The 24,452-nt window shown below is 68.0% G+C and carries 25 protein-coding genes; 9 read left to right on the forward strand and 16 right to left on the reverse strand.

Annotated features, from left to right (window positions below):
- Nucleotides 1-7: 7 nt before the first annotated feature.
- On the forward strand, nucleotides 8-865 hold the full coding sequence (locus AC30PD_RS18185) for a DMT family transporter (protein WP_489537086.1): 858 nt from the start codon (nucleotides 8-10) through the stop codon (nucleotides 863-865).
- 19 nt (nucleotides 866-884) lie between these two features.
- Here AC30PD_RS18185 and AC30PD_RS18190 read toward each other — a convergent pair whose 3' ends face one another.
- A complete protein-coding gene (locus AC30PD_RS18190; RefSeq protein WP_489537087.1) occupies nucleotides 885-1,784 on the reverse strand; it encodes a response regulator in 900 nt (299 codons plus the stop codon).
- A gap of 119 nt (nucleotides 1,785-1,903) precedes the next feature.
- On the opposite strand from AC30PD_RS18190, the gene AC30PD_RS18195 reads away from it, so the two are divergent.
- Nucleotides 1,904-2,407 (forward strand): glutathione peroxidase, encoded by a 504-nt coding sequence (locus tag AC30PD_RS18195; RefSeq protein WP_489537088.1) that lies wholly within the window; start codon nucleotides 1,904-1,906, stop codon nucleotides 2,405-2,407.
- A gap of 18 nt (nucleotides 2,408-2,425) precedes the next feature.
- Nucleotides 2,426-3,616, forward strand: coding sequence for an amino acid aminotransferase (locus AC30PD_RS18200; RefSeq protein ID WP_489537089.1), 1,191 nt, complete (start codon nucleotides 2,426-2,428; stop codon nucleotides 3,614-3,616).
- Here AC30PD_RS18200 and AC30PD_RS18205 read toward each other — a convergent pair.
- A complete protein-coding gene (locus AC30PD_RS18205) occupies nucleotides 3,613-4,896 on the reverse strand; it encodes an Hsp70 family protein (protein ID WP_489537090.1) in 1,284 nt (427 codons plus the stop codon). The genes AC30PD_RS18200 and AC30PD_RS18205 overlap by 4 nt on opposite strands.
- A gap of 123 nt (nucleotides 4,897-5,019) precedes the next feature.
- Between AC30PD_RS18205 and AC30PD_RS18210 the strand changes: the two genes are divergently transcribed.
- A complete protein-coding gene (locus tag AC30PD_RS18210; protein ID WP_489537091.1) occupies nucleotides 5,020-5,508 on the forward strand; it encodes a tetratricopeptide repeat protein in 489 nt (162 codons plus the stop codon).
- A gap of 89 nt (nucleotides 5,509-5,597) precedes the next feature.
- Here the strand turns inward: AC30PD_RS18210 and AC30PD_RS18215 are convergent, their stop codons facing one another.
- Nucleotides 5,598-6,050, reverse strand: coding sequence for a fasciclin domain-containing protein (locus AC30PD_RS18215; RefSeq protein ID WP_489537092.1), 453 nt, complete (start codon nucleotides 6,048-6,050; stop codon nucleotides 5,598-5,600).
- Between the two features lie 45 nt (nucleotides 6,051-6,095).
- A complete protein-coding gene (locus AC30PD_RS18220) occupies nucleotides 6,096-7,046 on the reverse strand; it encodes a fasciclin domain-containing protein (RefSeq protein WP_489537093.1) in 951 nt (316 codons plus the stop codon).
- A 200-nt stretch (nucleotides 7,047-7,246) separates the two neighbouring features.
- Between AC30PD_RS18220 and AC30PD_RS18225 the strand changes: the two genes are divergently transcribed.
- Nucleotides 7,247-7,903 carry a TetR/AcrR family transcriptional regulator gene (locus AC30PD_RS18225; RefSeq protein WP_489537094.1) on the forward strand — a complete coding sequence of 219 codons (657 nt, stop codon included), beginning with the start codon at nucleotides 7,247-7,249 and terminating at the stop codon, nucleotides 7,901-7,903.
- Between the two features lie 20 nt (nucleotides 7,904-7,923).
- Here AC30PD_RS18225 and AC30PD_RS18230 read toward each other — a convergent pair whose 3' ends face one another.
- Genes AC30PD_RS18230 through hutC form a run of 3 tightly spaced genes read right to left on the reverse strand, consistent with a single transcriptional unit; the run spans nucleotide 7,924 to nucleotide 10,224 of the window.
- On the reverse strand, nucleotides 7,924-8,694 hold the full coding sequence (locus tag AC30PD_RS18230; RefSeq protein ID WP_489537095.1) for a metallophosphoesterase: 771 nt from the start codon (nucleotides 8,692-8,694) through the stop codon (nucleotides 7,924-7,926).
- 3 nt (nucleotides 8,695-8,697) lie between these two features.
- Nucleotides 8,698-9,468: a UPF0149 family protein gene (locus tag AC30PD_RS18235; protein WP_489537096.1), complete on the reverse strand. Its 771-nt coding sequence runs from the start codon at nucleotides 9,466-9,468 to the stop codon at nucleotides 8,698-8,700.
- Between the two features lie 45 nt (nucleotides 9,469-9,513).
- Nucleotides 9,514-10,224 (reverse strand): histidine utilization transcriptional repressor HutC, encoded by a 711-nt coding sequence (hutC, locus tag AC30PD_RS18240; protein ID WP_489537097.1) that lies wholly within the window; start codon nucleotides 10,222-10,224, stop codon nucleotides 9,514-9,516.
- A 58-nt stretch (nucleotides 10,225-10,282) separates the two neighbouring features.
- Between hutC and hutH the strand changes: the two genes are divergently transcribed.
- Nucleotides 10,283-11,791, forward strand: coding sequence for a histidine ammonia-lyase (hutH, locus tag AC30PD_RS18245; RefSeq protein ID WP_489537098.1), 1,509 nt, complete (start codon nucleotides 10,283-10,285; stop codon nucleotides 11,789-11,791).
- 9 nt (nucleotides 11,792-11,800) lie between these two features.
- On the opposite strand, the gene AC30PD_RS18250 is transcribed toward hutH, so the two are convergent.
- From AC30PD_RS18250 to AC30PD_RS18260, 3 genes are read right to left on the reverse strand one after another with little or no spacing between them, the layout of a single operon-like run.
- Nucleotides 11,801-12,589, reverse strand: a complete 789-nt coding sequence (locus AC30PD_RS18250) for an ABC transporter ATP-binding protein (protein WP_489537099.1) — start codon at nucleotides 12,587-12,589, stop codon at nucleotides 11,801-11,803.
- Between the two features lie 56 nt (nucleotides 12,590-12,645).
- Nucleotides 12,646-13,419 (reverse strand): ABC transporter permease, encoded by a 774-nt coding sequence (locus AC30PD_RS18255; protein ID WP_489537100.1) that lies wholly within the window; start codon nucleotides 13,417-13,419, stop codon nucleotides 12,646-12,648.
- A gap of 16 nt (nucleotides 13,420-13,435) precedes the next feature.
- The gene (locus AC30PD_RS18260) at nucleotides 13,436-14,389 is read right to left on the reverse strand and encodes an ABC transporter substrate-binding protein (RefSeq protein ID WP_489537101.1); all 954 of its coding nucleotides are present in this window, start codon (nucleotides 14,387-14,389) and stop codon (nucleotides 13,436-13,438) included.
- 105 nt (nucleotides 14,390-14,494) lie between these two features.
- Here AC30PD_RS18260 and hutG point away from each other — a divergent pair, with 105 nt between their 5' ends.
- Entirely contained in the window at nucleotides 14,495-15,292 is a 798-nt protein-coding gene (hutG, locus tag AC30PD_RS18265) for an N-formylglutamate deformylase (RefSeq protein WP_489537102.1), read from the forward strand.
- Nucleotides 15,293-15,310: 18 nt separating this feature from the next.
- On the opposite strand, the gene hutI is transcribed toward hutG, so the two are convergent.
- The 5 genes from hutI to AC30PD_RS18290 all read right to left on the reverse strand — a co-directional run bounded on the left by hutI (nucleotide 15,311) and on the right by AC30PD_RS18290 (nucleotide 21,350).
- Complete coding sequence (gene hutI / locus AC30PD_RS18270; protein WP_489537103.1) at nucleotides 15,311-16,546, reverse strand: imidazolonepropionase; 1,236 nt, start codon at nucleotides 16,544-16,546, stop codon at nucleotides 15,311-15,313.
- 6 nt (nucleotides 16,547-16,552) lie between these two features.
- Nucleotides 16,553-17,950, reverse strand: coding sequence for a formimidoylglutamate deiminase (locus AC30PD_RS18275; protein ID WP_489537104.1), 1,398 nt, complete (start codon nucleotides 17,948-17,950; stop codon nucleotides 16,553-16,555).
- Nucleotides 17,947-18,537 carry a HutD/Ves family protein gene (locus AC30PD_RS18280; RefSeq protein ID WP_489537105.1) on the reverse strand — a complete coding sequence of 197 codons (591 nt, stop codon included), beginning with the start codon at nucleotides 18,535-18,537 and terminating at the stop codon, nucleotides 17,947-17,949. The genes AC30PD_RS18275 and AC30PD_RS18280 overlap by 4 nt, the downstream gene beginning before the upstream one ends.
- Complete coding sequence (gene hutU, locus AC30PD_RS18285) at nucleotides 18,534-20,279, reverse strand: urocanate hydratase (protein ID WP_489537106.1); 1,746 nt, start codon at nucleotides 20,277-20,279, stop codon at nucleotides 18,534-18,536. Before hutU ends, AC30PD_RS18280 begins: the two co-directional genes overlap by 4 nt.
- Before the next feature lie 117 nt (nucleotides 20,280-20,396).
- A complete protein-coding gene (locus AC30PD_RS18290; RefSeq protein ID WP_489537107.1) occupies nucleotides 20,397-21,350 on the reverse strand; it encodes a LysR family transcriptional regulator in 954 nt (317 codons plus the stop codon).
- A gap of 113 nt (nucleotides 21,351-21,463) precedes the next feature.
- Between AC30PD_RS18290 and AC30PD_RS18295 the strand changes: the two genes are divergently transcribed.
- Both AC30PD_RS18295 and AC30PD_RS18300 read left to right on the forward strand, forming a co-directional pair.
- On the forward strand, nucleotides 21,464-21,682 hold the full coding sequence (locus tag AC30PD_RS18295; protein ID WP_489537108.1) for a hypothetical protein: 219 nt from the start codon (nucleotides 21,464-21,466) through the stop codon (nucleotides 21,680-21,682).
- A 94-nt stretch (nucleotides 21,683-21,776) separates the two neighbouring features.
- A complete protein-coding gene (locus AC30PD_RS18300) occupies nucleotides 21,777-22,034 on the forward strand; it encodes a hypothetical protein (RefSeq protein WP_489537109.1) in 258 nt (85 codons plus the stop codon).
- A gap of 216 nt (nucleotides 22,035-22,250) precedes the next feature.
- On the opposite strand, the gene AC30PD_RS18305 is transcribed toward AC30PD_RS18300, so the two are convergent.
- Nucleotides 22,251-24,128, reverse strand: coding sequence for a phosphoenolpyruvate carboxykinase (GTP) (locus AC30PD_RS18305; protein ID WP_489537110.1), 1,878 nt, complete (start codon nucleotides 24,126-24,128; stop codon nucleotides 22,251-22,253).
- Between the last annotated feature and the right edge of the window lie 324 nt (nucleotides 24,129-24,452).

Raw genomic sequence — 24,452 nt, forward strand, 5'->3', positions numbered from 1 at the left:
GCGCTCCTTGCCCGCGCTGGCACTCTGCCTCAACGCGCTCGTCTGGGGCACCTCGTGGTGGCCGCTTCGGTACTTCGAGACGCTCGGCCTGCACCCGCTCTGGACCACCGCGCTGGTCTACACCGCCGTGGTGATGGTCATCGTGCTGCTGCGGCCACGCGCCGTGCAGCAGGTGCTGCGGGCGCCGGCGCTCTGGCTGCTGGTGCTGGCGGCCGGCACGACCAACGCCACCTTCAACTGGGCGATGGTGATCGGCGACGTGGTGCGCGTGATCCTGCTGTTCTACCTGATGCCGGTGTGGGCGGTGCTGCTGGCGCGGCTGCTGCTGCACGAGCCGATCACGCGCGGCGCGGCCTGGCGGGTCGCGCTCGGCGTGGCGGGTGCAGCGGTCGTGTTGTGGCCCAGCGGTGCCGGGCTGGAAGCACTGCCGCTGCCGCGCACGCTCGCCGACTGGCTCGGGGTGATTGGCGGTTTTTCCTTCGCGCTCAACAACGTGATGCTCAAGCGCGAAGCGCACCGGCCCGAAGAAGGCCGCGCGCTGGCGATGTTCGTCGGCGGGGCGGTGGTGTCGGCCGTGATCGCATTGGCCCTGCAAGGCAGCGTGCCCTTGCCGCCTGCGCCGGCGCTGGCCTGGGCGCTGCCGGTGCTCGTGATGGCCGTGCTGTTCGGGCTGGGCAACCTGGCACTGCAATACGGTGCCGCGCGTTTGCCGGCGAACGTGACTGCTATCGTGATGCTGACCGAAGTGGTCTTCGCTTCGGCTTCAGCGCTTGCGCTGGGCAGCGCGCAGTGGACGCTGCAGGCGCTGCTGGGCGGCAGCCTGATCCTGCTGGCTGCCCTGCTCGCGGCCCGCGAGCCGCACTGAGGCGGCGCGCGCTGCGCTTTCAGCCGAACCCGGTGGGCTGCTCGGTGCGGAACAGCGGGTCGAGCTTGTCGAGCGTGTCGAGAAAGTCGGCCTCGATCAGCGGTTTGGCCAGAAAGGCGTCGCAGCCGGCGAGCGACGCGCGCACCCGGTGGCTCGAGCCCGACTGGCCGGTCACGACCAGCACGGCCGGTGTGTTGCGCGTGCCGAAGGCCGGGCGTTGTTTGGCGAACTGGCAGACCTGCAGACCGTCGACGCTGTTCGGGGGCCCGAGCACCATGTCGACGACCACCAGCGTGAAGGGGTGGTGCGTGATCATCTCGAGCGCGCTTTCGCCGTCGTTGGCCTGCTGCACGCGGTAGCCGAGATGCTCCAGGCGCTGCTTCAGGAACTTGCGCGCGATGTTGCTGTCGTCGACCACCAGCACGTCGCGCCCGCCGCCGCTGAACTGCGTGGTGGTCGGCACGCGCGCGCGGCCGCGTTTGAGCGGCGCCTCGGGGCCGGCGGCCAGGGTGAGGTCGAGATCGAGGTCGTCGGGCACGATGTCTTCTTCCGGTAACGGGGAAACGGGGCCGCTGTCGGGCGCGGCCTGTGCGTGGTGCCGCCAGGCCACCAGCGCGTCGAGTTCACGCACGATCTGCACGGGGTCGACGGGCCGGGGCAGGCTGCCCATGCTGCCGGGTGGCGGGTTCGCGCCCACGAACACGGTGTCGTCGAGGCGCCCCGCGGCCAGCACTGCGGCCAGCACCTCGGGCTGGTCGGCGTCGGCCACCAGCAGGTCGCAGTGGTCGAGGCTGGCGGCCTGCACGTAGACCGTCAGGCGCTGGTCGGCGAGCCTGAAGAACGACGCCATCGCAGCGCGCTCGAAGGCACTGAAACCTTCGAGGGCGACCTGGTAGGGTGGCTGGGTGTCGGCGGGCATGGGTAGGGCAGAGAGCCGGAGCATGTTCAGCGCTGGCCGCAGCGGCGTCAAGAACGCGGCGCCGGGCGCGCACGCGCGGCGTTAGGATTGCACACCCCCGCCACTTCGACGAGACAGCCATGGCCTCCACTTCCGCACCGAGCAGCGTCTACGACTTCGAGGCCGTGTCGATCGAGGGCAAGACGGCGAGCCTTTCCACGCAGCGTGGCAAGGTGCTGCTGATCGTGAACACCGCCAGCGCCTGCGGTTTCACACCGCAGTTCGGTGGCCTCGAAACCTTGTGGAAAACCTACCGCGACCGCGGGCTGGTGGTGCTGGGCTTTCCGAGCAACGAGTTCGGCAAGCAGGACCCGGGCAGCAACGACGAGATCGCCTCGTTCTGCGAGATGAACTACGGCGTGAGCTTTCCGATGATGGAGAAGATCGAGGTCAATGGCGCGCAAGCCCACCCGCTCTTCAAGTGGCTCACGAACGAAGCGCCTGGCGTGCTGGGCACCACCGGCATCAAGTGGAACTTCACCAAGTTCCTGGTCGGCCGCGACGGCCGGGTGATCAAGCGTTATGCGCCGACCGACAAACCCGAGTCGATCACCAAGGACATCGAAGCCGCGCTCGCGGCCTGACCGTTTCACGAGAGCCCCATGTTCAAGCACATCCCCCCGTTCGCCGGCGACCCGATCCTGAGCCTGAACGAGGACTTCCAGAAAGACCCGCGGCCGAACAAGATCAACCTGTCGATCGGCATCTACTTCGACGACGCCGGCCGCATTCCGGTGATGAGTTCGGTCAAGCGGGCCGAAGCGCTGGTGGTGGCCAAGGGCGGGCCCAAGCCCTACCTGCCGATCGAAGGCGCGGCGAACTTTCGCAGTGCGGTGCAGCAGTTGCTGTTCGGCGCCGGGCACGAAGCCATCACCTCGAATCGGGTGGCGACGATCCAGTCGGTCGGCTCGAGCGGCGGGCTGAAGGTGGGCGCCGACTTCATTGCGCGTTACTTCCCGGGCAGCCAGGTGTGGGTGAGCGACCCGACCTGGGACAACCACCGTTCGATGTTCGAAGGCGCGGGCCTCACGGTCAACACCTACCCGTACTACGACGCCGTCACCGGCGGCCTGAACTTCGACGGCATGCTGGCCACCTTGCGTGGCCTGCCGGCCAAGAGCGTGGTGCTGCTGCACGCCTGCTGCCACAACCCGACCGGTGTGGACCTGACACGCGCGCAATGGGAAACGCTGATCCCGGTGCTGCGCGAACGCGAGCTGATCCCTTACCTCGACCTCGCTTACCAGGGCTTCGGCGATGGCATCGAGGCCGATGCCTTTGCCGTGCGCGCGCTGGCCAGCGCCGGCGTGAGCTTCTTTATCGCCAACTCGTTCTCGAAGAGCATGAGCGTCTACGGCGAACGCTGCGGCGCGCTCAGCGTGGTGTGCCCCGACGCGGCGCAGGCCGTGAACGTGCTCGGGCAGATGAAGTTCACGGTGCGCCGCAACTATTCGAGCCCGCCGATCCACGGCGGCCAGCTGGTCGCGACCGTGCTCTCCGACCCCGAGCTGCGGCGCGAGTGGGAAGCCGAGCTCGGCGCGATGCGCGAGCGCATCCTGGCGATGCGCAAGAAGCTCTACGCGGTGCTGAAGGCCAAGGTGCCCGGGCGTGACTTCGAGTACTTCCTGACCCAGCGTGGCATGTTCAGCTACACCGGCCTCAGTGCGGCGCAGGTCGACACGCTTCGTGAACAGCACGCGCTCTACATGGTGCGCTCGGGGCGCATCTGCGTGGCCGGTCTCAACTCGTCGAACGTTGAAGCGACGGCGGTCGCGATCGCCGCCGTTCTCTAGCGCTCGAACCAGCGCCGCGCGTGCAGGCCCAGGCCGGTCGCCACACTGGCGAATCGGTCGCCGCGCACGGCCTTCGCTGACGGGAAAGCCCCGGCCAGCCGGCTCGCCAGCAGGCGCAGGCCGGTCGAGCCGCCGGTGAAGTAGAGCGCGTCGATCTGCGCCGGCTTCAGCCCGGCCTGCGCTGCCGCTTCTCGCGCCGCCGTGACGATGCGTTCGATGTCGGCGTCGAGCGCCTGCACCGCCTGCGCTTCGCTCAGGTCGACACCCAGCGCGCGTTCGGTGTGGCTCAGGTCGATGCGCGTGTTGCCACCTTCGGCCACGTCGATCTTGGCTTGTTCGGCGCGCGCTGCCAGCTCGTGGCCGAGGCGCTCTTCGACCACGACCATCAGCCGCTCGTGGTGCGCCGGGTTGGCGTAGTTCACGCGCATGGCACGCAACTCGGCCACGCGGCCGGGGCTGTAGACGGTGTTGATCAGGTGCCAGGTCGCCAGATCGAAGTACACGCCGCTCGGCACCTCGCGCGCCGGTGCGCCGGCGATGACCGGGCCGTAGGCGCCGAAGCCGTACTCGGGCAGGATCGCGGCGAGTTCGACGCGGCGGTCGAAGTCGGTGCCGGCGATGTGCACGCCGTGGTTGGCGAGGATGTCGCTCTTGCGTTCGAGCCGCTTGGCGCGATCCGGGCCGACGCGCACGACCGAGAAGTCCGACGTGCCGCCGCCGATGTCGGCCACCAGCACGACCTGCTCGCTGTCGATGCCGGTTTCGTAGTCGAACGCGGCAGCGATCGGCTCGTACTGGAAATGCACTTCGTCGAAGCCGACCAGCGCCGCAGCAGCTTCCAGAGCAGCCTGTGCCTGTGCGTCGCGCACCGGGTCGTCGTCGACAAAAAACACCGGGCGGCCGAGCATCGCGCGGCGGATCGGCGCCTTGGCCTGCGTTTCGGCACGGTTCTTCAGGTGCTTGAGGTAACCGGCAACGATGTCGAGGTACTTCACGCCGCGGCCGCCGCCCACGTCGGTGGTCTGCTCGATCAGGCTGCTGCCGAGGATGCTTTTCATCGAGCGCATCAACCGGCCGTCGAGCCCGTCCACGTAAGCCTCCACGGCCGCGCGGCCGAAAGCACGCGGCGGGCCGTCGAGTTCGGGGCCCTCGACAAAATAGAACACGGCGGTCGGCATCGTCGTGTGGCCGGGTTCGAGTTCGACCAGGCGCATGCCCGAGCTTGCGTCGGGAACGGCGATGGCCGAGTTCGAGGTGCCGAAGTCGATGGCGCAGTACATGGTGGGGGGCCGGCGGGGCCAGGCTGTGCAGCCGAGGGGGCGGGGGCGCGATTCTACTGACCCGCCGCAACGAAAGCCGTATGCTCGCGATCGGCATTTGCGCCAGGCCCTCGAGTGACTCCCATGCAAAACCTGTCTCGCCACCTCCGCCTTGCGGGCGCCAGCCTGTTGTTTGCGCTGGCCTCGCTGCCGGGCCATGCCGCCGACGTGTCCAGCCCCAGCCCCGCGCCGGCGGCCGACAAGCTCGCCGCAGCGCGCACGCAGATCGCCGCGAAGAACTGGGCCGCGGCCATCGACGAGCTGAAGAAGGTCAACGACACCGGCAGTGCCGACTGGAACAACCTCATGGGTTACAGCCAGCGCAAGGCGAAGACGCCCGACTATGCCGCGGCCGAAAAGTACTACGACGCTGCGCTGCGCATCGACCCGGCGCACCGCGGCGCGCTCGAGTACTCGGGCGAGCTGTACCTGATGACGGGCAACCTGCCGAAGGCCGAAGAACGCCTGGCCACGCTCGACAAGGCCTGCAAAGCCGCGTGCGAGGAATACGCCGACCTGAAGAAGTCGATCGCGCGCTACAAGGCCAACGGCAACAAGGTCGTGGCGCAGTGATCGCCAGATAGGAAAAGGGCGCCCCGAGACGGCGGCGCCCTTCGTCCAGCGCCGCGCGGCCTCGTGAGCCGCCCGGCGGTACCGCCTGCTTACTTGGGGATCACGACCGTGTCGATGACGTGGATGACGCCGTTGTCGGCCACGATGTCGGTGGCCGTGACCTTGGCGTTGTCGACCATCACGCCGCCGGAGGTGGCCACGGTCAGCTCCGAACCCTGAACCGTCTTGACCTTGCCGGCCTTCACGTCCTTGGCCATCACCTTGCCGGCAACGACGTGGTAGGTCAGCACTGCGGTCAGCTTGGCCTTGTCGGCCAGCAGCGCGTCGAGGTCGGCTTTCGGGATCTTGGCGAAGGCCGCGTCGGTCGGCGCGAAGACGGTGAACGGGCCTTTGCCCTTCAGCGTGTCGACCAGGCCGGCCGCTTGCAGCGCGGCGGCCAGCGTCTTGAAATTGCCAGCGCCGACGGCGGTGTCGACGATGTCCTTGGCTTGCGCGGAGAGTGCGGCCAGCGCCAGGGCGGAAACAACGAACAGCTTCTTCATGGTGAACTCCAGTGGGGGTTGAGGTTGGAACGGGGAAACTGAAAATCAGGGTGCCGGCAAGATCACCTTGTCGATGGCGTGAATCACGCCATTGCTGGTGAGCACGTCGGTCGCGACGATGTTGGAGACGCGGGCGCGCTGGTCGGTGATGGCGAGCGCGGCGTTCACCGTGAAGGTGTCGCCCTGCACGGTGGTGATGGGCGTGGCCACCGGCACCTCGGCCTTCAGCACGAGACCGGGCACGACGTGGTACGTCAAGACCTTCGTCAGCAGCGCGGTGTCGGCGAGCAGGGCCGCCTTGGTGATGCCGAGCTCTGCGAGCAGCGACGCGAAAGCGGCGTTGGTCGGCGCGAACACCGTGAACGGGCCGGCGCCGCTGAGGGTGTCTGCGAGGTTGGCTGCGACCACCGCTTCGACCAGGATGCTGAAGTCGGGCAAGGCCTGCGCGGTCTGCACGATGTTCTTGTCGGCCGGCAGCAGCACCTTGTCGACGAGGTGGATGATGCCGTTGTTGGCCTTGATGTCGGTGGCGGTGATGGTCGACGTGCGGTTGCGGCCGTCGGTGATCACGAGGTCGCTGCCGACCTCGTCGATCTTGAAATAGCCGCCTTCGACGGTGGTGATCGGCGCGCCCAGCGGCACGCCAGCCTTGAACACACGGCTCGGCAGCACGTGGTAGGTGAGCACGGCGGTCAACAGCGGCTTGTCGGCCAGCAATTGGGCCTTGGTCACGCCGAGCTCGGTGAGCAGTGCGGCGAACGCGGCGTTGGTGGGCGCAAACACCGTGAAGGTGCCGCCGGGCGCTGACAGCGTGCCGGCCAGATCGGCGGCCACCACGGCTTCGACGAGGATGCTCAGGTCGGGGTTGGCCTGCGCCGTTTCCACGATGTTCTTCAGCGGTGCCGGCGGCGCCGCCACGTCGTCGTCGTTGCCACCGCAAGCCGCCACGAAAGCCACCGCGGAGACGGCAGCCAGTCTTTTGAGCCAAAACAACATGATCGGGTCTCCTGGAACAGGTTGAATGAAGTGGGGCGCTCGGTGCGCCGAGGGCGCCTTGTGACCTGCGTCACGTTCGGCGAGGTGCAGAATGTGAACTACTCGGTATTCCATTGCAACCGAACGGTCTTTTTGGATACTGATCGGTTTCTGATCGACCGGCCCGTACAGACATTTACAAGGCGGTTTACACTTGGCTGATGGGCAGGATTTCTTTTCGAGAGCAGGTGCTGCGTGCACGCGAGGAGGCGATCCTCGTTTCGGTGAACCGGTTGCTCGCCGAAAAGGGCTTCGACGTGATGACCGTCGATGAAGTCGCGGCCGATGTCGGCATTGCCAAGGCGAGCCTGTACAAACACTTCGCCTCGAAAGAAGAGCTGGCGGCGGCGGCGATGATCCGGGTGCTCGACCGCGCCGTGGCGCAGCTCGAAACCCAGCAGACCGACGTCCGCGCCACGCCGCTCGACCAGCTCAAGGCCGCCACCCGCTGGACCATGCAGGTGCAGCTGGCCGGCGAGATGCCTTCGCTGCCGGCACAGAACTCGGCGCTGCGCGGTGCGTTGATGGGCAACAAGGCCTACCTCGACCGCCTGATGCAGGTCAGCGACCTGCTCGGCGTGTGGATCACAGCGGCGCAGAAGAACGGCAGCCTCAACGCAGCGCTGCCGCCCGAGCTGGTGCTCTACACGATCTTCGCGCGCGCCTGCGACCCGGTTCTCGGTTTGCTGAAGGCCGGTGGCAACTACGCCAACGATCAGATCATCGAGATGCTGCTGGTGACCTGTTTCCAGGGGCTGGCGGCCGTGGGCACGCCCGCGAAGGCTGCCCGTGGCCACGCCACGGCGCAGGCGGCCTGACGCGCTCTTTCAGCGCCAACTCAGACCTGCACGACCAGCTGCGGCTGGTGCCCTTGCGGTTCACCCTTCACCGCGTGCCCTCGCGCGTTGCAGACGACCCGCGTCTGCCCGCCCGCGTGTGGCACCAGATAGTCGTGCTGGCAATGCAGATGGCCGTGGATCCAGAGGTCGGCATGCGGCAGCAAATCGTCGTCGGCATTGCAGAAGCTCGCGGTGCCGGGCTGCGCGCCGTAGCGCGGGTCGGCGCTCCTGAAGCTGGGCGCGAAGTGGGTGACGACGACGGTCTTGTCCCAGCCGCTCGCCGGTTGCGAGAGTTCGGCCTCGAGCCAGGCGCGGCAGGCCAATGATTCTTCACGCACGCCGGCCGCGTCGAGCACGGCGCCGCGGCGCGTGGCGCGCATGATCTTCACGAAGTAGCCGGCGGCGCGCATGGCGCGTTCGCGATTCTTCGCTCCGAACAGGTCGAAGTCCGACCAGCGCGTGGTGCCGACGAAGCGGATGCGCTGGCCTTCGCGGTCGGTGAGCACGAGGCGTTCGCATTCGAGAAGGGTGATCGACAGATGCGCACAGCGCTCGCGCAGCGCCGGCCAGGCCTGCGTGAGCTCTCGCTCGTCGAACTCGTGGTTGCCGGCGATCATCAACACCGGCACCGGCCAGCCGCGAAACTTCTCGAGCGCGGCCCAGCTGCTGTCGATGTCACCTGCCAGCACGAGCAGCTCGGCATCTCGCGCCGGCTCGGGCTCGTAGACCTCGGTTTCGAGGTGCAGGTCAGAGAGAAGCTGAAAGCGCAAGACTCAAGTCGCGCCGTGGCAGACTTTGAACTTCTTTCCGCTGCCGCAAGGGCATGGGTCGTTGCGGCCGACCTTCGGCGTTTCGCGCTTCACGGTCTCGACCTTGTAGCGCTGCTCGCGCGTCAGGTCTTGCAGGTCGGCGATCGCGACGACCATGTCTTCCATCGCCTCGTCGAGCGTGGCCAGCGGGTGCTCGCGGTCGAGCGTGGCAACCACCTCGATCTCTTCCGGCGTTTCGGCCGGCAGGTGCCTGTAGATGCGGGCGAGTGCGGCCATCACCGCGTCATCTGGCATCTCGGCCAGGTCGGGGAACACGACGGTCGCGTGCTGGAAACCGGCGGCCCAGGGCATCAGCGACTGCGACACCGGGCTCAGGCCGGCCATCGGATCGGCCTCGCCTTCGGGCACCGGCTCTCGCGGATGTTCGTCGTCGAATTCCAGCACCAGCGGGTCGAACCAGCCGTCTTCTTCGATCGCGCGGTTCAGCGCCGCGTGCCGGCGCAGGATCAGCGTGGTGGTGCGGGCGAGCCAGGTCGCGTCGACATCGTCGGGCAGCGGCGTGCCGTCGAAGTCGAACACGTGCGCGAGCCAGGTGGCCGATTCGAGCAACACCGGCTGCACGATCACGCCGCACAGGTAACCGTCGAGCATCACCGCGTCGAGCGGCTCCAGCGGTTCGGGGGTGGCGGCGAGCAGGTCGTCGAGCTCGGCGAACTCGGCGTCGGTCAGGTCATGCGCGCGGGTGGCGTTGGTGGGCAGGGGGTTCGGCGGCATGGTGGCTTTCGGGTGACGTTCGGTGAGATGCGTCCGCCATTGTGCTCATACCGAGAACTGCCCGATCAGCCGGTAGCGCGCACCAGGGTGGTAAAGCCGCGCGATCGAAGCCACCGCCCCCTGCGACACGGTGCGCCGCGAGACCATCAGCAGCGCGCTGCCCTCGGCCACGTCGAGCAACCGGGCCTGTTCTTTCGTCGCCAGCACCGCTTCGACCACCTGCTCGGCTTCGGTCAGCGGCGCGTGTTCGAACAGCACGTGCGAGGGCGTGACTTGCGTGAAATCGCAGTTCATCAGGTCGGGCGCGAGCATCGGGTTCACGTGCCGGTCTTCGAGCTGGATCGGCACGCCGCTCTCCAGGTGCACGAGCCGCACATGGACCACCACCGCGCCACGGGGCAGGCGCATCGCCGCGCTGGTGGCGGCGTCGGCCTTCTCGCGTGCGACGCCGAGCACGCGGGTGCTGTGGCTGTGGCCACGTTCGCGAATCTCTTCGGCGATGTCGCGAACGCGCAGCAGGTTCGAGATCGGGTGCAGCTCGGCGACGAACGAGCCCGAGCCCTGGCGGCGCTCGATCAGGCCTTCTTCCTCGAGCTCGCGCAGCGCGCGGTGCACGGTCATTCGGGCGCAGCCGAATTCCTGCACCAGCTCACGCTCCGACGGCAGGCGCACGCCCGGCTGCCAGCCGCCGCGCGCGATGCGTTCACGCAGCGAGGCCTTGACGGTGGCGTAGGGCAGGGTGCGGGTGGCTTGCATCGAGCCATTCTAGTCAGGTGCGTGCTAAAGTTGTCTAGACCACTTGAGGGCGCCTTCGATGACCACTCCGCAGCACACCATCACCCCGGGGCATCTCGACAGGGCCTTGCTCGAACAGGCGGCCCGCGGTGGTGCGCGCTGGTCGATCGCGGCTTCGGCCCGGCCGGCGATCGAGGCCAGCGTGGCTGCGGTGCGCGAGCTGGTGGCGCGCAACGCACCGGTCTACGGCATCAACACCGGCTTCGGCAAACTGGCGCAGACCCGCATCGCCGACGCCGACCTGGCGCAATTGCAGAAGAACCTGGTGCTGTCGCACTGCGCCGGCGTGGGCAAGCCGATGAGTGCGCCGGTGGTGCGCCTGATGCTGCTGCTGAAGGCGGCGAGCCTCGCGCACGGTGTGTCGGGCGTGCGGCCCGAGGTCATTGATGCGCTGCTCGCGCTGCTGAACGCCGACGTGCTGCCGGTCGTGCCCGAAAAGGGCTCGGTCGGCGCCTCGGGCGACCTGGCGCCGCTGGCACACATGAGTTCGCTTCTGATCGGGGTCGGTGAAGGTTTCGTGAACGGCGCGCGCGTGCCGGCCGCGCAGGCGCTGGCCCACGCCGGGCTGAGCGCGATCGAGCTCGGCCCCAAAGAGGGGCTGGCGCTGCTGAACGGCACGCAGGCCTCGACGGCGCTCGCCATCCACGCCGCACAACGCCTCGGGCGCGTGTTCGACGCGGCGGTGGCCGTGGGCGCGATGACGGTCGACGCGGCCAAAGGCTCCGACACCCCGTTCGACGACCGCATCCACGCCGCGCGCGGCCAGCTCGGCCAGCGTGAGGTGGCGGCGCGCTACCGCGCCTGGCTCGCAGGCAGCGCCTTGCGGGTCTCGCACCTCGACTGCGACCGCGTGCAAGACCCGTACTGCCTCCGCTGCCAGCCGCAGGTGATGGGCGCCTGCCTCGACCAGGCCGAACACGCGTGGAAGATCTTGTTGATCGAAGCCAACGGCGTCTCTGACAACCCGCTCGTCTTCGCCGACTCGCTGCAGGCCTTGTCGGGCGGCAACTTCCACGCCGAGCCGGTGGCGTTCGCCGCCGACAACCTGGCGTTGGCGATCGCCGAGATCGGCGCGCTGGCAGAGCGCCGCACCGCCATGCTGATGGACCCGGTGCTCTCGGGCCTGCCGGCCTTCCTGGTCGAACACGGCGGGCTCAACTCGGGCTTCATGATCGCGCAGGTGACCTCGGCCGCGCTCGCTTCCGAGAACAAGTCGCTCGCGCACCCGGCAAGCGTGGACTCGCTGCCGACCTCGGCCAACCAGGAAGACCATGTCTCGATGGCCACCTTCGCGGCGCGGCGCCTGCACACGATGCTCGACAACACGGCTGGCGTGGTCGGCATCGAGTGGTTGTGCGCGGCGCAGGCGCTGGAGTTTCACCGGCCGCTGAAGTCGTCCGACGCGATCGAGGCGCTGCTGGCGCGCCTGCGCGTGAAGGTGCCGCGCCTGAGCGTGGACCGGCTGATCGCGCCCGACATCGAAGCGGCCACCGTGCTCGTCGAGCAAGGGGTGACGGCGCCGCGCTGACGCGGCGCGTCAGTGCTCCATCAACACCGCCTTGAGGCTCTCGACGCGGATGTCTTCGGTGACGATTGCCTTCAGCTCCGAGAAGCGCGGCGTCGTCTTCACGGTGTAGTGGCGCGGGTACGGCAGGTCGATCGCGAGTTCGTTCTTGATGCGCCCTGGCCGCGCGCTGAACACGGCGCAGCGGTTGGCCATGAAGATCGCTTCGTCGATGTCGTGCGTCACGAACAATACGGTCTTCTTGTGCAGTTCCCAGATCGACAGCAGCAGCTCCTGCATCAATGCGCGGGTCTGGTTGTCGAGCGCGCCGAAAGGTTCGTCGAGCAGCAGGATCTTCGGGTCGTTGGCCAGCGCCCGCGCCAGCGCCACACGTTGCTGCATGCCGCCTGACAGCTGCTTGGGAAAGTGCGCTTCGAAACCGGTGAGTCCGACCTCGGCGATGAACCGTTGTGCGATCTCAGCCTGCGCCGCCGGCAACATGCCTTTCTCGCGCAGCCCGAAGCAGATGTTCTCGCGCACGGTGAGCCACGGAAAGAGCGTGTAGCTCTGGAACACCATGCCGCGGTCGGCGCCCGGGCCGGTCACGGCCTGGCCGTCGAGCAGCACCTGGCCGACCGTCGGTGTGTCGAGCCCGGCAACGATGCGCAGCAGCGTCGACTTGCCACAACCCGACGGGCCGAGCACGGTGATGAAGTCGTTGTTCGCGACTTCGAGACTCGTGGGTTGCAGCGCCAGCGTAGGCTGGCCGCCGTTCACACCGGGGAAGGTTCGGCCCACGCCTTGAATCGACAGCTTGCTCATGAGGAAACCTGCATGCTACGCATTCCGGTGTTCGCTCTTGGGGCGGCCCAGCGAGCTCACAGCGCCGCCCAGCGAAACATCGCGCGGTTGGCGCGCTTGAAGGCCACGTCGGACACGAGCCCGATCACGCCGATCGTGATGATGCCGAAGATGATCTGGTCGGTGGCCAGCAAGGCCTGGCTGTCGGTGATCATGTGGCCGATGCCGTTGGACGCGCCGATCAACTCGGCCACGATCACGTACGTCCAGGCCCAGCCGAGCACGAGGCGCAGCGTTTCGGCGATCTGCGGCGCGGCGGCCGGGATCAACACCCTTTTCACGATGCCGAAGTCGCTCGCGCCGAGCGTGTAGGCCGCCTCGACCAGGTCACGCCGTGTGCCGCCGACCTGCATGGCGATCATCAGCACGAGCTGGAAGAACGAGCCGATGAAGATCAGCCATAGTTTCTGCGCTTCGCCGATGCCGGCCCACAGGATCAGCAGCGGAATGAACGCCGACGCCGGCAGGTAACGCGCAAACGACACGAAGGGCTCGAAGAAGGCCTCGATGCCCTTGTAGGCGCCCATCAACACGCCGAGCGGCACGGCGACGAGCGCCGCGAGGATGAAGCCACCGAGCACGCGCCAGATCGTGTAGCCGATGTCTTTCGCGAAGCCCTGCTCGGTGAGCAGCACCCAGCCCGACTTGACCATCATGATCGGGTCGGCCAGAAAGGTCTTCGGCACGAAGCCGCCGAGCGTGGCCACACCCCACACGGCGAAGAAGAGCACGAAGAAGAGGACGCCCAGGGCCGTTCGGCGGCCCGGGCTGACCTCGCGCAGCGGCTTCAAGCGGTCGCTGCCGGTCTTACTTGATGAAGCTGGTGTCGGCCAGCGCCTTCATGTCGGGCAGCGCCTTGATGCTGCCGATCTCGAGCAGCAGGTCGGCCGCTTCCTTGCTGAACGTGGCGTGTTCGCTGGCGAAGAACTTCTGGTTCGCCGCGCGGTCTTGCCAGCGCAGGTAGGCCTGCGATTTCTCGAAGGCTTCGCCACTCTGCTTGACGTCGGCGCCCATGATCTCGAACGACTTCTTCGGGTCGCTCTTGATCATGTCGAGCGCGGCGAAATAACCGTCGGCCAGCGCCTTGGCGGCCTTCGGGTTCTCTTGCAGGAACTTCGGCGTGCAGCCGAAGGTGTCCATGATCATCGGGTAGTCGAGCGTGGTCGCGATGATCTTGCCGGCTTCGGGCTTGGCGCGCACGGTCGACAGGTAGGGCTCGTAGGTCATGGCGGCGTCGAGGTCGCCGGCGTTGGCCACGAAAGCGTTGGCGGCGGCCTGCGGCTCGAGCGTCACGACCTTCACGTCTTTGACCGACAGGCCGTTCTTCTTCAGCATCCAGGCCAGCGTGAAGTACGGGGCGGTGCCGGGGGCCGACGCGGCAATGGTCTTGCCTTTCAGGTCGGCGATCTTGGCGGTGCTGTTGCGCGTGACCATGCCGTCGGCGCCGTAACTCTTGTCGAGCTGGAAGATCTGCGTGGTGGCCACGCCGTTGGCGTTCCAGACGACCCAGGTTTCGACCGTGGTGGCGGCGCATTGCACGTCGCCCGAAGCGATGGCGAGGTGGCGGTCTTTCTGCGGGATCTTCTTGATCGACACGTCTAGGCCGAACTTCTTGAACAGGCCTGCCTCCTTGGCGAGCGTGAGAGGGGCGAAGCCGGTCCAGCCCGACATGGCGATCGTGACCTTGGTGTCCTGGGCGAAAGCGGGCGCGGCGGCGATCAGGCCGGCTAGGGCAGCGAGCTGGGCAAGCTTGAAGGTCATCATCTCTCCTGGGCGTGGGGTGGGGTGCGCTGCCTGATGCAAGGCGCGTGCCGGAGTCTACACTTTGGCCCTGACTTGTCTAGACCACTTCGGAGCCCGCCGCCCATGGATTCGACGCTCTACACGCTGCACCGCGGCACCCTGCCCTTGCTGGTGTCGTTTCCGCACGCCGGAACGCAGATCCCCGACGCGCTGGCGGCGCGCATGACGCCCCAGGCGCTGCAGCTCGCCGACGTCGACTGGCATCTGCCGCAGCTCTACGCCTTTGCCAGAGAGATGGGCGCGAGCCTGCTCGCCGCCCGCTTCGCTCGCCACGTGATCGACCTGAACCGCCCGCCCGAAGGCACGAGCCTGTACCCGGGCCAGGACGTGACCGGGCTGCTGCCGCTCGACACTTTTCGCAAGGAGCCGCTGTACCTGCCCGGCCAGGTGCCCCTGGCGGCCGAAGTCGAAGAGCGCCGCGGGCGCTACTGGCAGCCGTACCACGACGCGCTGCGTGCCGAGCTCGATCGCCTGCGCGCCGCGCACGGTTCGGTGGTGCTGTGGGACGCGCATTCCATCGCCAGCCGGCTGCCCCGTTTCTTCGACGGAAAGCTGCCCGACATGAACCTCGGCACGGCCGACGGGCAGTCCTGCGCGCCGCATCTGCAGGCGGCGGTCGAGGCGGTTCTGCAAGGGCAGCCGGCGTTCACGTTTGTGAGCAACGGCCGCTTCAAGGGCGGCCACATCACGCGGCACTACGGCGCGCCGAAAAGCGGCGTGCACGCGCTGCAGCTCGAGATGTGCCAGAGCACCTACATGGACGAAACGGCGCCGTTCGCCTACCGGCCCGACCTGGCGGCCCAGGTGCAGCCGCTGCTTCAGGGCATGCTCGACGCGGTGATGAAAGCGCGCGCCGGCTGATCGAACGGCGCGGCTGCTTCAGAGCAGCGCCGTCTGCACACCGCGGTGGATGCGCGCGCGCAGCGGGCTCGCGCCGATCGCGTAAGACAGCTCGGCCGGGTGGTCGACATTCCACAGGCACAGGTCGGCCTGCTTGCCCACTTCGACGCTGCCGTGCGTGGCCGACAGCCCGAGTGCGGTGGCCGCGTGGCGGGTGACGCCGAGCAGTGTCTCGGCCGGGGTCAGCCGGAACAGCGTGCACGCCATGTTCATCATCAGCGGCAGGTGGGTGCTCGGGCTCGTGCCGGGGTTGCAGTCGGTCGACACGGCCATCGGCACGCCGTGCTGGCGCAGCAGCGCGATCGGCGGGGGCTGGGTGTCGCGCAGGAAGTAGTACGCGCCGGGCAGCATCACCGCCACGGTGCCGGCACGCGCCATCGCGATCACGCCGGCTTCGTCGAGGTGCTCGAGATGGTCGGCCGACAAAGCGCCGAACTCGGCCGCGAGCGCCGCGCCACCCTGGTTCGAGAGCTGCTCGGCGTGCAGCTTGACCGGCAAGCCCTGCGCGCGCGCCGCCTCGAACACGCGGCGTGTCTGCGCTGGCGTGAAGCCGATGGTTTCGCAGAAGGCATCGACCGCGTCGGCGAGCTTCAGCCTGGCCGCTTCGGGCAGGATGTGTTCGACGATCTCGTCGATGTAGGCGTCGGGCCGGCCCGTGAATTCGGGCGGCACCGCGTGGGCGGCGAGCAGCGTGGTGCGCACGTCGACGGGAAAGTGCTCACCGAGTTCGCGCGCCACGTGCAGGCACTTCAGCTCGGCCTTCTGCGACAGCCCGTAGCCCGACTTGATCTCGACCGTGGTCACGCCGTGCTGCATCAGGCTGCGCAGCCGGCGTGCCGACTGCGCGAGCAGATCGGCGCTTTGCGCGTCGCGCGTCTGGCGCAAAGTGGAGAGGATGCCGCCGCCGGCCTTGGCGATGTCTTCGTAGCTGGCGCCCTGCAAGCGCATCTCGAACTCGCGCGCGCGGTCGCCGGCGTACACGAGGTGGGTGTGGCAGTCGATCAGGCCGGGCGTGAGCAGCGCGCCTTCGGCGTCGAGTTCGGTGTGCACCGGCACAGCCGCGTTCAGCTGGTCGGCGCGGCCGACGCCGACGATGCGGCCACCCGTGACGGCCACGATGCCGGCCGCCGAAACGCTGCAGGCGTCGTCGGCGCAGGTGACCACGCGCGCATTGCGGATCAGCAGGTCGATGTGGGGCGGCTGGGTGTTCGTCATGGCGATTCAGACCTCGCGCAGCAATTGGCTTCGTGCGGCGACGAAACGTTCGCACGATGGGCCTTCGAGCGCATGCTGCCCATGGATGATGCGCTGCTGGCCACCCACCCACACGTCGCGCACGGTGTTGCGGCCCTGGCTGGCGAAGACGTGGTTCGCCAGCGTCTGCGACGGGCTCAGGCCGGCGAGCGCCTGCGAGGTGTCGAGCACGACGAAGTCGGCCTGCGCGCCGACCGCGAGCGTGCCGACCGGGCGGCCACTGGCGCGCGCGCCGCCGCTGGCGCCGGCGAGCCAGAGGTGGTCGGCCACCTGCGGGTGGCGAGCACTCGCGAGCACGTTGCGTTGCTGGCGCGTGAGGCGCTGCGAGTATTCGAGCAGCCGCAGTTCTTCGGCCGCATCGACGCTGGCGTGGCTGTCGGAACCGACACCCCAGTAGCCGCTGGCTGCTGCCCAGCCGACCGCGTCGAACACACCGTCGCCGAGGTTCGCTTCGGTGCTCGGGCAGACGCCGGCCGTTGCGCCGCTGGCGGCGGCAGCGCGTGTTTCGGCGGCGTTCATGTGGGTCGCGTGCACCAGGCACCAGCGGGCATCGACGGCCGCATGATCGAGCAGCCATTGCACCGGGCGCTGGCCGCTCCAGGCAAGGCAGTCCTGCACCTCCTGCGCCTGCTCGGCGATGTGGATGTGGATCGGTGCGCTGGGGTCGATCGAGTTCAAGCCCGAGACCAGTTCGGCGAGCGCTGGCGGCGTCACGGCGCGAATCGAGTGCGGCGCCACGCCGGTGCGTGCGCCCTGCGCGCGGCTGCGCTCGACGATGCGCAACAAGCCGTCGACGCTGTTGATGAAACGCCGCTGGTCGGCGCGCGGTGGCAGGCCGCCGAAGCCGGCGTTCTGGTACAGCACCGGCAGCAGCGTGATATCGATGCCGGCGCGCCGCGCGGCGGTGAGCAGGCGAAGCGACATTTCTGCCGGGTCGCCGTAGGGCTGGCCAGAGGCGCTGTGGTGCAGGTACTGGAACTCGCAGACCGAGGTGTAGCCGGCCTGCAGCATCTCGATGTACAGGTGGGTCGCGATGTCTTCGAGCTGCTCGGGCGAGAGCGAGCGTGCGAAGCGGTACATCAGGTCACGCCAGGTCCAGAAGCTGTCGTTGTCGCTGCCCGCGCTGCGGTATTCCGACAGGCCGGCGAAGGCCCGCTGGAAAGCGTGCGAATGCAGGTTGGGCATGCCCGCGACGACCGGCCCGCGGGCACGCGGCAGCGGCGCTGCGGCCGAAGCATCGACGCTGCGCACCTCGGTCAGTGTGCCGCTCGCGTCCCAGCCGAGCAGCACATCGCTGGCCCAGCCTTGCGGCAACAGGGCGTGGGCGGCGAAGAGCGAACGCTGCGGGTCGGGGGGCGCGGTCATGGGGCTTGATCGTGGCACAAACGCACGAGCAACAGCGCGCCGCCGGGTGGCGGTGACGCGCGGATTCGGGGCGTGGGTTCGCGCCACAGCAAGGCCTGCATCGGCCCCAGTGTTTCGCGTGATGCGGCGTCGACACGCCATTCGCCTTCGCAGCACAGCAGCAGCAAGGCACCGGCTCGTGCCGGCTCGAAGGCAGCGTGGTGCGTCGTCAGCTCCGCAACCCACGCGCCGCGTCGCGTCATCACGTTGAAGTCGCTGCTCGGGCCACTGACGAGCGTGGCCGACAGCGGCGTGTCGCCGCTGAAGTGAAACGGCACGAGCGGCTGGTCTAGCGGGTGGTCGAGATCGCCCTGCTCTGAACGCAGCCGCATGCCGGCGCCGCGCAGCAACACGATGCAGCGGTCGATGCCGGGGAACGCCGAGAACGGAGCGTCACGTTCGACTTCGGCCAGGCTGATTCGCCACTCGAAGTCGTTCGCGCCGGCACCCTTCGGCCCGACCGCGATCTCGCGCGTGATGCCCGCGCCGTTCTTCCACGGCTGCGGTTCGATGCGGCGCAGGTCGAAGCGCTCGGGCGACGAACTCACGCGCCGAGCATCGGCAGCTTCAAGCCTTGCGCACGCGCCGTCTGCGCCGCCAGCTCGTAGCCGGCGTCGGCGTGGCGCATCACGCCCGAGCCGCTGTCGTTCACGAGCACGCGCGCCAGGCGCTTCGCGGCGTCGTCGCTGCCGTCGGCCACGATCACCATGCCCGAGTGCTGCGAGTAGCCCATGCCCACGCCGCCGCCGTGGTGCAGCGACACCCAGGTGGCGCCGCCGGCGCAGTTGAGCAGCGCGTTCAGCAGCGGCCAGTCGGACACGGCGTCGGTGCCGTCTTTCATCGACTCGGTTTCTCGGTTCGGGCTCGCGACGGAACCGGTGTCGAGGTGGTCGCGGCCGATCACGATCGGCGCTTTCAACTCGCCGCTTTTCACCATTTCGTTGAAGGCCAGGCCGGCCAGGTGGCGTTCGCCCAGGCCGAGCCAGCAGATGCGCGCCGGCAGGCCCTGGAACGCGATGCGTTCGCCCGCCATGTCGAGCCAGCGGTGCACGTGCTGGTTGTTCGGGAACAGCTCCTTGATCTTGCGGTCGGTCTTGTGGATGTCTTCGGGGTCGCCCGACAGCGCAACCCAGCGGAACGGGCCCTTGCCTTCGCAGAACAGCGGTCGGATGTAGGCGGGCACGAAGCCGGGAAAGTCGAACGCGTTCTTCAGCCCTTCGTCGAAGGCCACCTGGCGGATGTTGTTGCCGTAGTCGACCGTGGGCACGCCCATCGCCTGGAACTGCAACATGGCCTTCACATGCTCGGCGCAACTCTTCGCTGCGGCGGCCTTCAGCTCGGCATGGCGCGACGAGTCGGCCTGCGCGGCCAGCCACTCGTCGACCGACCAGCCAGACGGCAGGTAACCGTGGATCAGGTCGTGCGCCGAGGTCTGGTCGGTCACCAGCGCCGGGCGTGGTGTGAGGCCGACGGCCCCGTTCTTGAAGAGCTCTGCCAGCGCCGGCACGATGCGCGCGGCGTTGCCGAGCAGCGCGATCGAGACGGCCTTCTTCTCGGCGGTGTACTTCGCGATGCGGGCGAGCGCGTCGTCGAGGTCGGTGGCCTGCTCGTCGACGTAGCGTGTGCGCAGACGGAAGTCGATGCTTGACTGCCGGCACTCGATGTTCAGCGACACCGCACCGGCGAAGGTGGCGGCCAGCGGTTGCGCGCCGCCCATGCCGCCGAGGCCGGCGGTCAGGATCCATTGCCCGGCGAGGCTGCCACCGTAATGCTGGCGGCCGGCTTCGGCGAAGGTTTCGTAGGTGCCTTGCACGATGCCCTGGGTGCCGATGTAGATCCAAGACCCGGCCGTCATCTGCCCGTACATGAACAGGCCCTGGCGGTCGAGCTCGTGGAAGTGCTCCCACGTGGCCCACTTCGGCACCAGGTTCGAATTGGCGAGCAGCACCCGCGGCGCGTCGGCGTGCGTCTTGAACACACCGACCGGCTTGCCCGACTGGATCAGCAGCGACTCGTCGCCTTCGAGCGTGCGCAGGCACTCGAGGATCTTGTCGAAGCAGGCCCAGTCGCGTGCGGCGCGGCCGATGCCACCGTAGACCACCAGCTCTTCGGGGCGCTCGGCCACGTCGGGGTCGAGGTTGTTCTGCAGCATGCGGTAGGCCGCCTCGGTGAGCCACGATTTGCACGACAGTGTGGTTCCGCGCGGCGCGCGTACCACGCGGCCCGGGGCAGAGCGGGCGCCGCGCGCGGCGGCGTCGGCGATGGAGTTCAGGTCGGTGCTGGAGTTCATGGGCGGCGGCTTTCAGGCAGGCGGTGGGCAAAGTGGTCTAGACCACTTTGCCGCGAGCATGCAAGAAGTCGGCGGCGCCGTCAACCGCGCCGCACGCCGGCGCCGTTCGCGGCCCGGTCAGCCCGGCGCGGAGCGCGCCGCGTCGGTCAGGCGCTGGCGCAGCCACTGGTGGCTGCTCGTGCGGTCGTGGCGCTGGTGCCACAGCATGTCGACGAAGAGGCTGGGCAGGCCGAACGGCAGGGGCCGGGTGACAACTTTCTCGCGGAAGCCGGTCGACTCGACGAAGAACGCCGGCAACACTGTCAGCAAGTTGCTGTTGGCGACCACCCGGCCGGCCGTGAAGTACTGGTTCACGGTCAGCACGATGCGGCGTTCGCGGTTCAGCGCAGCCAAGGCCTGGTCGGCCAGGCCATGAGCGCGGCCCGACAGGCTGACGAGCAGGTGGTGCGCGCTGCAGTAGGCGTCGAGCGACAGGCGGCCCTTGGCGAGGGGGTGGCCCTGGCGCATGACGCACACGTAGTCGCTCTGGCTCAGTCGTTCGTGGTGGAAGCGGGCTTCGCCGCCGAGTGCGCGCAATTCCGAGAGCACTTCGGGGAACGAGCCGATCGCCACGTCGGCGTCGCCGCGCTCGAGCACGGGGCGCGGGTCGCGGCTGGTCAGCGGCAGGATGCGCAGGTCGACCAGCGCGCTGGAATTCTCGATCTCGCCGACCAGCGTCGGCATGAAAGCGGCGGCGGTGGCGTCGGCCATCGCGAGGCGAAAGCTGGTGGCGTCGGCCTGCGGGTCGAACGCGTCGGGTGCGAGCGCGTCACGCAGGTTGCCCAGCGCGGCCCGCACTTCCGGCCACAAGGCTTCGGCACGCGGGGTCGGCTTGACGCCGAACGCCGCGCGTGTGAGCAAGTCTTCACCTACCGATTCTTTCAGGCGCTTCAAGGCGTTGCTCACCGCAGGCTGCGTGAGCGAGAGGCGTTCGGCGGCGCGCGTGAGGTTGCGTTCCGCCATCACCACGTCGAAGACGCGGAGCAGGTTCAGGTCGAGCGTGCGGAAGTTCAGGGCGGCGGTGGAAGGCATAAGCGGCGCGAATATCGAAGATTCACAACATTGTCTGGTGCAATTTGCGGGTTAACCCTAATGTACTGCCATCGAAGCGCGGAGAGTCCGTGCTGCTGCTGAAGGGAATCCGAATGAACACTTTGATCACGCCTGTGCCGATGACTTCGCTGCCGGCGCGTGCCGAAGCCCCGGGCTTCGCCGCACGGGTCGGCGCCTCGCTGTGGAAGTGGCTCGAGGAAGTCGGCCGCGCCCGGGCCCGCCGCGAATTGCGGGTGCTGGCCAACCAGTACGAGGTCAACCAGCCCGAACTCGCCAAGGAACTGCGCGCGGCTTGCGAACGCTCTTATTGAGCAAGCACTCGCTAACGCGGCAACTACCAACAATCATCGGCCAGATCGTGCGAACGCCGCACGCCGGCCCCACCAGAACCCAAGGAAACACACCATGAACACCACCACCCTGCACCTGAAAGTGCAACGCAGCCGTTTCAGCCACCACGCCCTGTCGGCACTGGCCGGCCTCGCCCCGGCGGCGCTGCGCAGCTGGTTCACCTCGGCACCGCTGGTGCTGACGGCGGCCGACAAGGCCTCGCAAGAAGCCCAGAAGGTGCGCGACCTGGCCTATTCGTACTCGAAGACCGACCCGGGTTTCGCTTCTGACCTGTACGCCGCCGCGGCGCGCCACGAAGGGCTGCACGGCTGATCGTGCCGGCCGATCCACCCCATAGAGGATCTCGTCATGACCACCTTGCAAATTCGTGTTCCAGCCCGGGTTCAAACGCCGCGAGGCGCTCTCGCCGCCGCTGCAGTGATGGTTCAATTGCTGCGCGCTGTCGCGTCGGTCTACCGCGACCGAGCGCCCTCGCGCTGAAAGACAAAAGGCCGGCAATGTCGGCCTTTTGCGTAGGCGACTGGCGACTCAGGCGGCCAAGCGCTCTTCGAAGCGGGCCTTGTTGGCCAGGATGTCTGCCGGCAGGTGATACGCCAGCTGCTGGAACAAGGTTTCGTGCAGGCCCAGCTCGGTCTTCCAGGCATCGCGGTCGAAACTTGTGACGGTGTCGTACTGGGCGCGGCTGAAGTCGAGCCCGGACCAGTTCAGGTCGGCGTAGCTCGGCGTGGTGCCGAAAGCGTTTTCGACGCCACCGGCCGTGCCCGCCACGCGCTCCATCATCCACTGCAGCACGCGCATGTTCTCGCCGTAGCCCGGCCAGACGAACTGGCCGTCGGCGCCTTTGCGGAACCAGTTCACGCAGTAGATCTTCGGCAGCGTGGCACCGCTGGCGGCGAGCTTCGCGCCGATGTCGAGCCAGTGCTGGAAGTAGTCGCTCATGTTGTAGCCGATGAACGGCAGCATCGCGAACGGGTCGCGGCGCACGGCGCCGTTGCCGCCGGCCATCGCGGCGGTCGTCTCCGAGCCCATGGTCGCGGCCATGTACACGCCTTCGACCCAGTTGCGGGCTTCGGTCACGAGCGGCACGGTGGTCGAGCGGCGGCCGCCGAAGATGAAAGCGTCGATCGGCACGCCGGCGGGGTTGTCCCACTCCGGGTCGAGTGCCGGGTTGTTGGCGGCGGCCACGGTGAAGCGCGAGTTCGGGTGGGCTGCCTTGGCGCCGGTTTCTTTCGCGATGGCCGGTGTCCAGTCCTTACCCTGCCAGTCGATCAGGTGGGCGGGCGGCTGCTCGGTCATGCCTTCCCACCACACGTCGCCGTCGTCGGTGAGCGCCACGTTGGTGAAGATCACGTCGCGCTTCAGGCTGGCCATGCAGTTGAAGTTGGTCTTGTCGTTGGTGCCCGGGGCCACGCCGAAATAACCGGCTTCGGGGTTGATGGCGTACATGCGGCCGTCGGCGTTGGGCTTGATCCAGGCGATGTCGTCGCCGATGGTCGTGACCTTCCAGCCCGACAGGCCGGCCGGCGGGATCAGCATCGCGAAGTTGGTCTTGCCGCAGGCGCTGGGGAACGCGGCGGCCACGTGGTGCTTCTTGCCTTCGGGCGAGGTCACGCCCAGGATCAGCATGTGCTCGGCGAGCCAGCCCTGCTCGCGGCCCATGGTCGACGCGATGCGCAGCGCGAAGCACTTCTTGCCGAGCAGCGCGTTGCCGCCATAACCCGAGCCGTAGCTCCAGATTTCCTGCGTTTCGGGGTAGTGCACGATGTACTTGGTGTCGTTGCACGGCCAGGCCACGTCTTTCTGGCCGGCTTCGAGCGGCGCGCCGACGGTGTGGATGCAAGGCACGAAATGGCCGTCGGTGCCGAGCACGTCGAGCACCTTGCGGCCCATGCGGGTCATGATCTGCATGTTGACGGCGACATAGGCGCTGTCGGAAAGCTCGACGCCGATGTGGGCGATCGGCGAGCCCAGCGGGCCCATCGAGAACGGCACCACATACATCGTGCGGCCGCGCATGCTGCCCTTGAAGAGCGCCGGCGTGCCGTCGGCCTGGCCGGTCTGAAGCAGCGCGCGCATCTGCTCGGGCGCCATCCAGTGGTTGGTCGGGCCGGCGTCTTCCTGTTTGGCCGAGCAGATGAAGGTGCGGTCTTCGACACGCGCCACGTCGCTCGGGCTGCTGCAGGCGAGGTAGCTGTTGGGGCGCAGTTCGGGGTTGAGCTTCTTGAACGTGCCGGCGGCGACGAGCTGGGCGCACAGGCGGTCGTATTCGGCGGTGCTGCCGTCGCACCAGTAAACCTCTTTCGCTTCGGTCAGCGCCGCCATGCTGGCCACCCAGTCGATCAGCTTGGCGTGGCGCACGTAGGCGGGAACGTTCAGGCGCAAGCCTTCCAGCACGGGACGGTTCATCGGAAGTCCAATCATTGAAGTCAAAAAAAGCGGGATTGGGCAAACCGGCGCAGCCTGCGGGGCACAGGCCTGGAGCGACTTGCCCAATGCCGCTGCGGGCAAAAGGGGAAGCTGGGCCCCTCGCCGCAACGGGTGGGTTACGGCGAGTTTCACGCTGGGCCCGGGTGAGGGCGCGTGCGTCTGTGGGCCAGCTCGGTCGAAGAATTGTCGGGCGAGTGTAATGTCGTCGTAACCACCGATATTCGGGGGGTCATGCAATTCCGGCATGGGTTCATGCGGGCCTCTCCCATCCAGCTTCAGGTCCGAGCGGCCCCCGCGCTTTTT

Source organism: Rhizobacter sp. (genome assembly GCF_032229685.1).
GTDB lineage: Bacteria > Pseudomonadota > Gammaproteobacteria > Burkholderiales > Burkholderiaceae_C > LMDS01.

Coding starts and splice junctions, on each gene's coding strand:
- AC30PD_RS18215 (WP_489537092.1), bottom strand. CDS start 6,050: ATGAAGAAGCTGTTCGTTGTTTCCGCCCTGGCGCTGGCCGCACTCTCC.
- AC30PD_RS18210 (WP_489537091.1), top strand. CDS start 5,020: ATGCAAAACCTGTCTCGCCACCTCCGCCTTGCGGGCGCCAGCCTGTTG.
- AC30PD_RS18275 (WP_489537104.1), bottom strand. CDS start 17,950: ATGACCGCGCCCCCCGACCCGCAGCGTTCGCTCTTCGCCGCCCACGCC.
- AC30PD_RS18205 (WP_489537090.1), bottom strand. CDS start 4,896: ATGTACTGCGCCATCGACTTCGGCACCTCGAACTCGGCCATCGCCGTT.
- hutC (WP_489537097.1), bottom strand. CDS start 10,224: ATGCAAGCCACCCGCACCCTGCCCTACGCCACCGTCAAGGCCTCGCTG.
- AC30PD_RS18190 (WP_489537087.1), bottom strand. CDS start 1,784: ATGCCCGCCGACACCCAGCCACCCTACCAGGTCGCCCTCGAAGGTTTC.
- AC30PD_RS18235 (WP_489537096.1), bottom strand. CDS start 9,468: ATGCCGCCGAACCCCCTGCCCACCAACGCCACCCGCGCGCATGACCTG.
- hutH (WP_489537098.1), top strand. CDS start 10,283: ATGACCACTCCGCAGCACACCATCACCCCGGGGCATCTCGACAGGGCC.
- AC30PD_RS18195 (WP_489537088.1), top strand. CDS start 1,904: ATGGCCTCCACTTCCGCACCGAGCAGCGTCTACGACTTCGAGGCCGTG.
- hutG (WP_489537102.1), top strand. CDS start 14,495: ATGGATTCGACGCTCTACACGCTGCACCGCGGCACCCTGCCCTTGCTG.
- AC30PD_RS18225 (WP_489537094.1), top strand. CDS start 7,247: ATGGGCAGGATTTCTTTTCGAGAGCAGGTGCTGCGTGCACGCGAGGAG.
- AC30PD_RS18295 (WP_489537108.1), top strand. CDS start 21,464: ATGAACACTTTGATCACGCCTGTGCCGATGACTTCGCTGCCGGCGCGT.
- AC30PD_RS18200 (WP_489537089.1), top strand. CDS start 2,426: ATGTTCAAGCACATCCCCCCGTTCGCCGGCGACCCGATCCTGAGCCTG.
- AC30PD_RS18305 (WP_489537110.1), bottom strand. CDS start 24,128: ATGAACCGTCCCGTGCTGGAAGGCTTGCGCCTGAACGTTCCCGCCTAC.
- hutI (WP_489537103.1), bottom strand. CDS start 16,546: ATGACGAACACCCAGCCGCCCCACATCGACCTGCTGATCCGCAATGCG.
- AC30PD_RS18300 (WP_489537109.1), top strand. CDS start 21,777: ATGAACACCACCACCCTGCACCTGAAAGTGCAACGCAGCCGTTTCAGC.
- AC30PD_RS18260 (WP_489537101.1), bottom strand. CDS start 14,389: ATGACCTTCAAGCTTGCCCAGCTCGCTGCCCTAGCCGGCCTGATCGCC.
- AC30PD_RS18220 (WP_489537093.1), bottom strand. CDS start 7,046: ATGTTGTTTTGGCTCAAAAGACTGGCTGCCGTCTCCGCGGTGGCTTTC.
- AC30PD_RS18250 (WP_489537099.1), bottom strand. CDS start 12,589: ATGAGCAAGCTGTCGATTCAAGGCGTGGGCCGAACCTTCCCCGGTGTG.
- hutU (WP_489537106.1), bottom strand. CDS start 20,279: ATGAACTCCAGCACCGACCTGAACTCCATCGCCGACGCCGCCGCGCGC.
- AC30PD_RS18290 (WP_489537107.1), bottom strand. CDS start 21,350: ATGCCTTCCACCGCCGCCCTGAACTTCCGCACGCTCGACCTGAACCTG.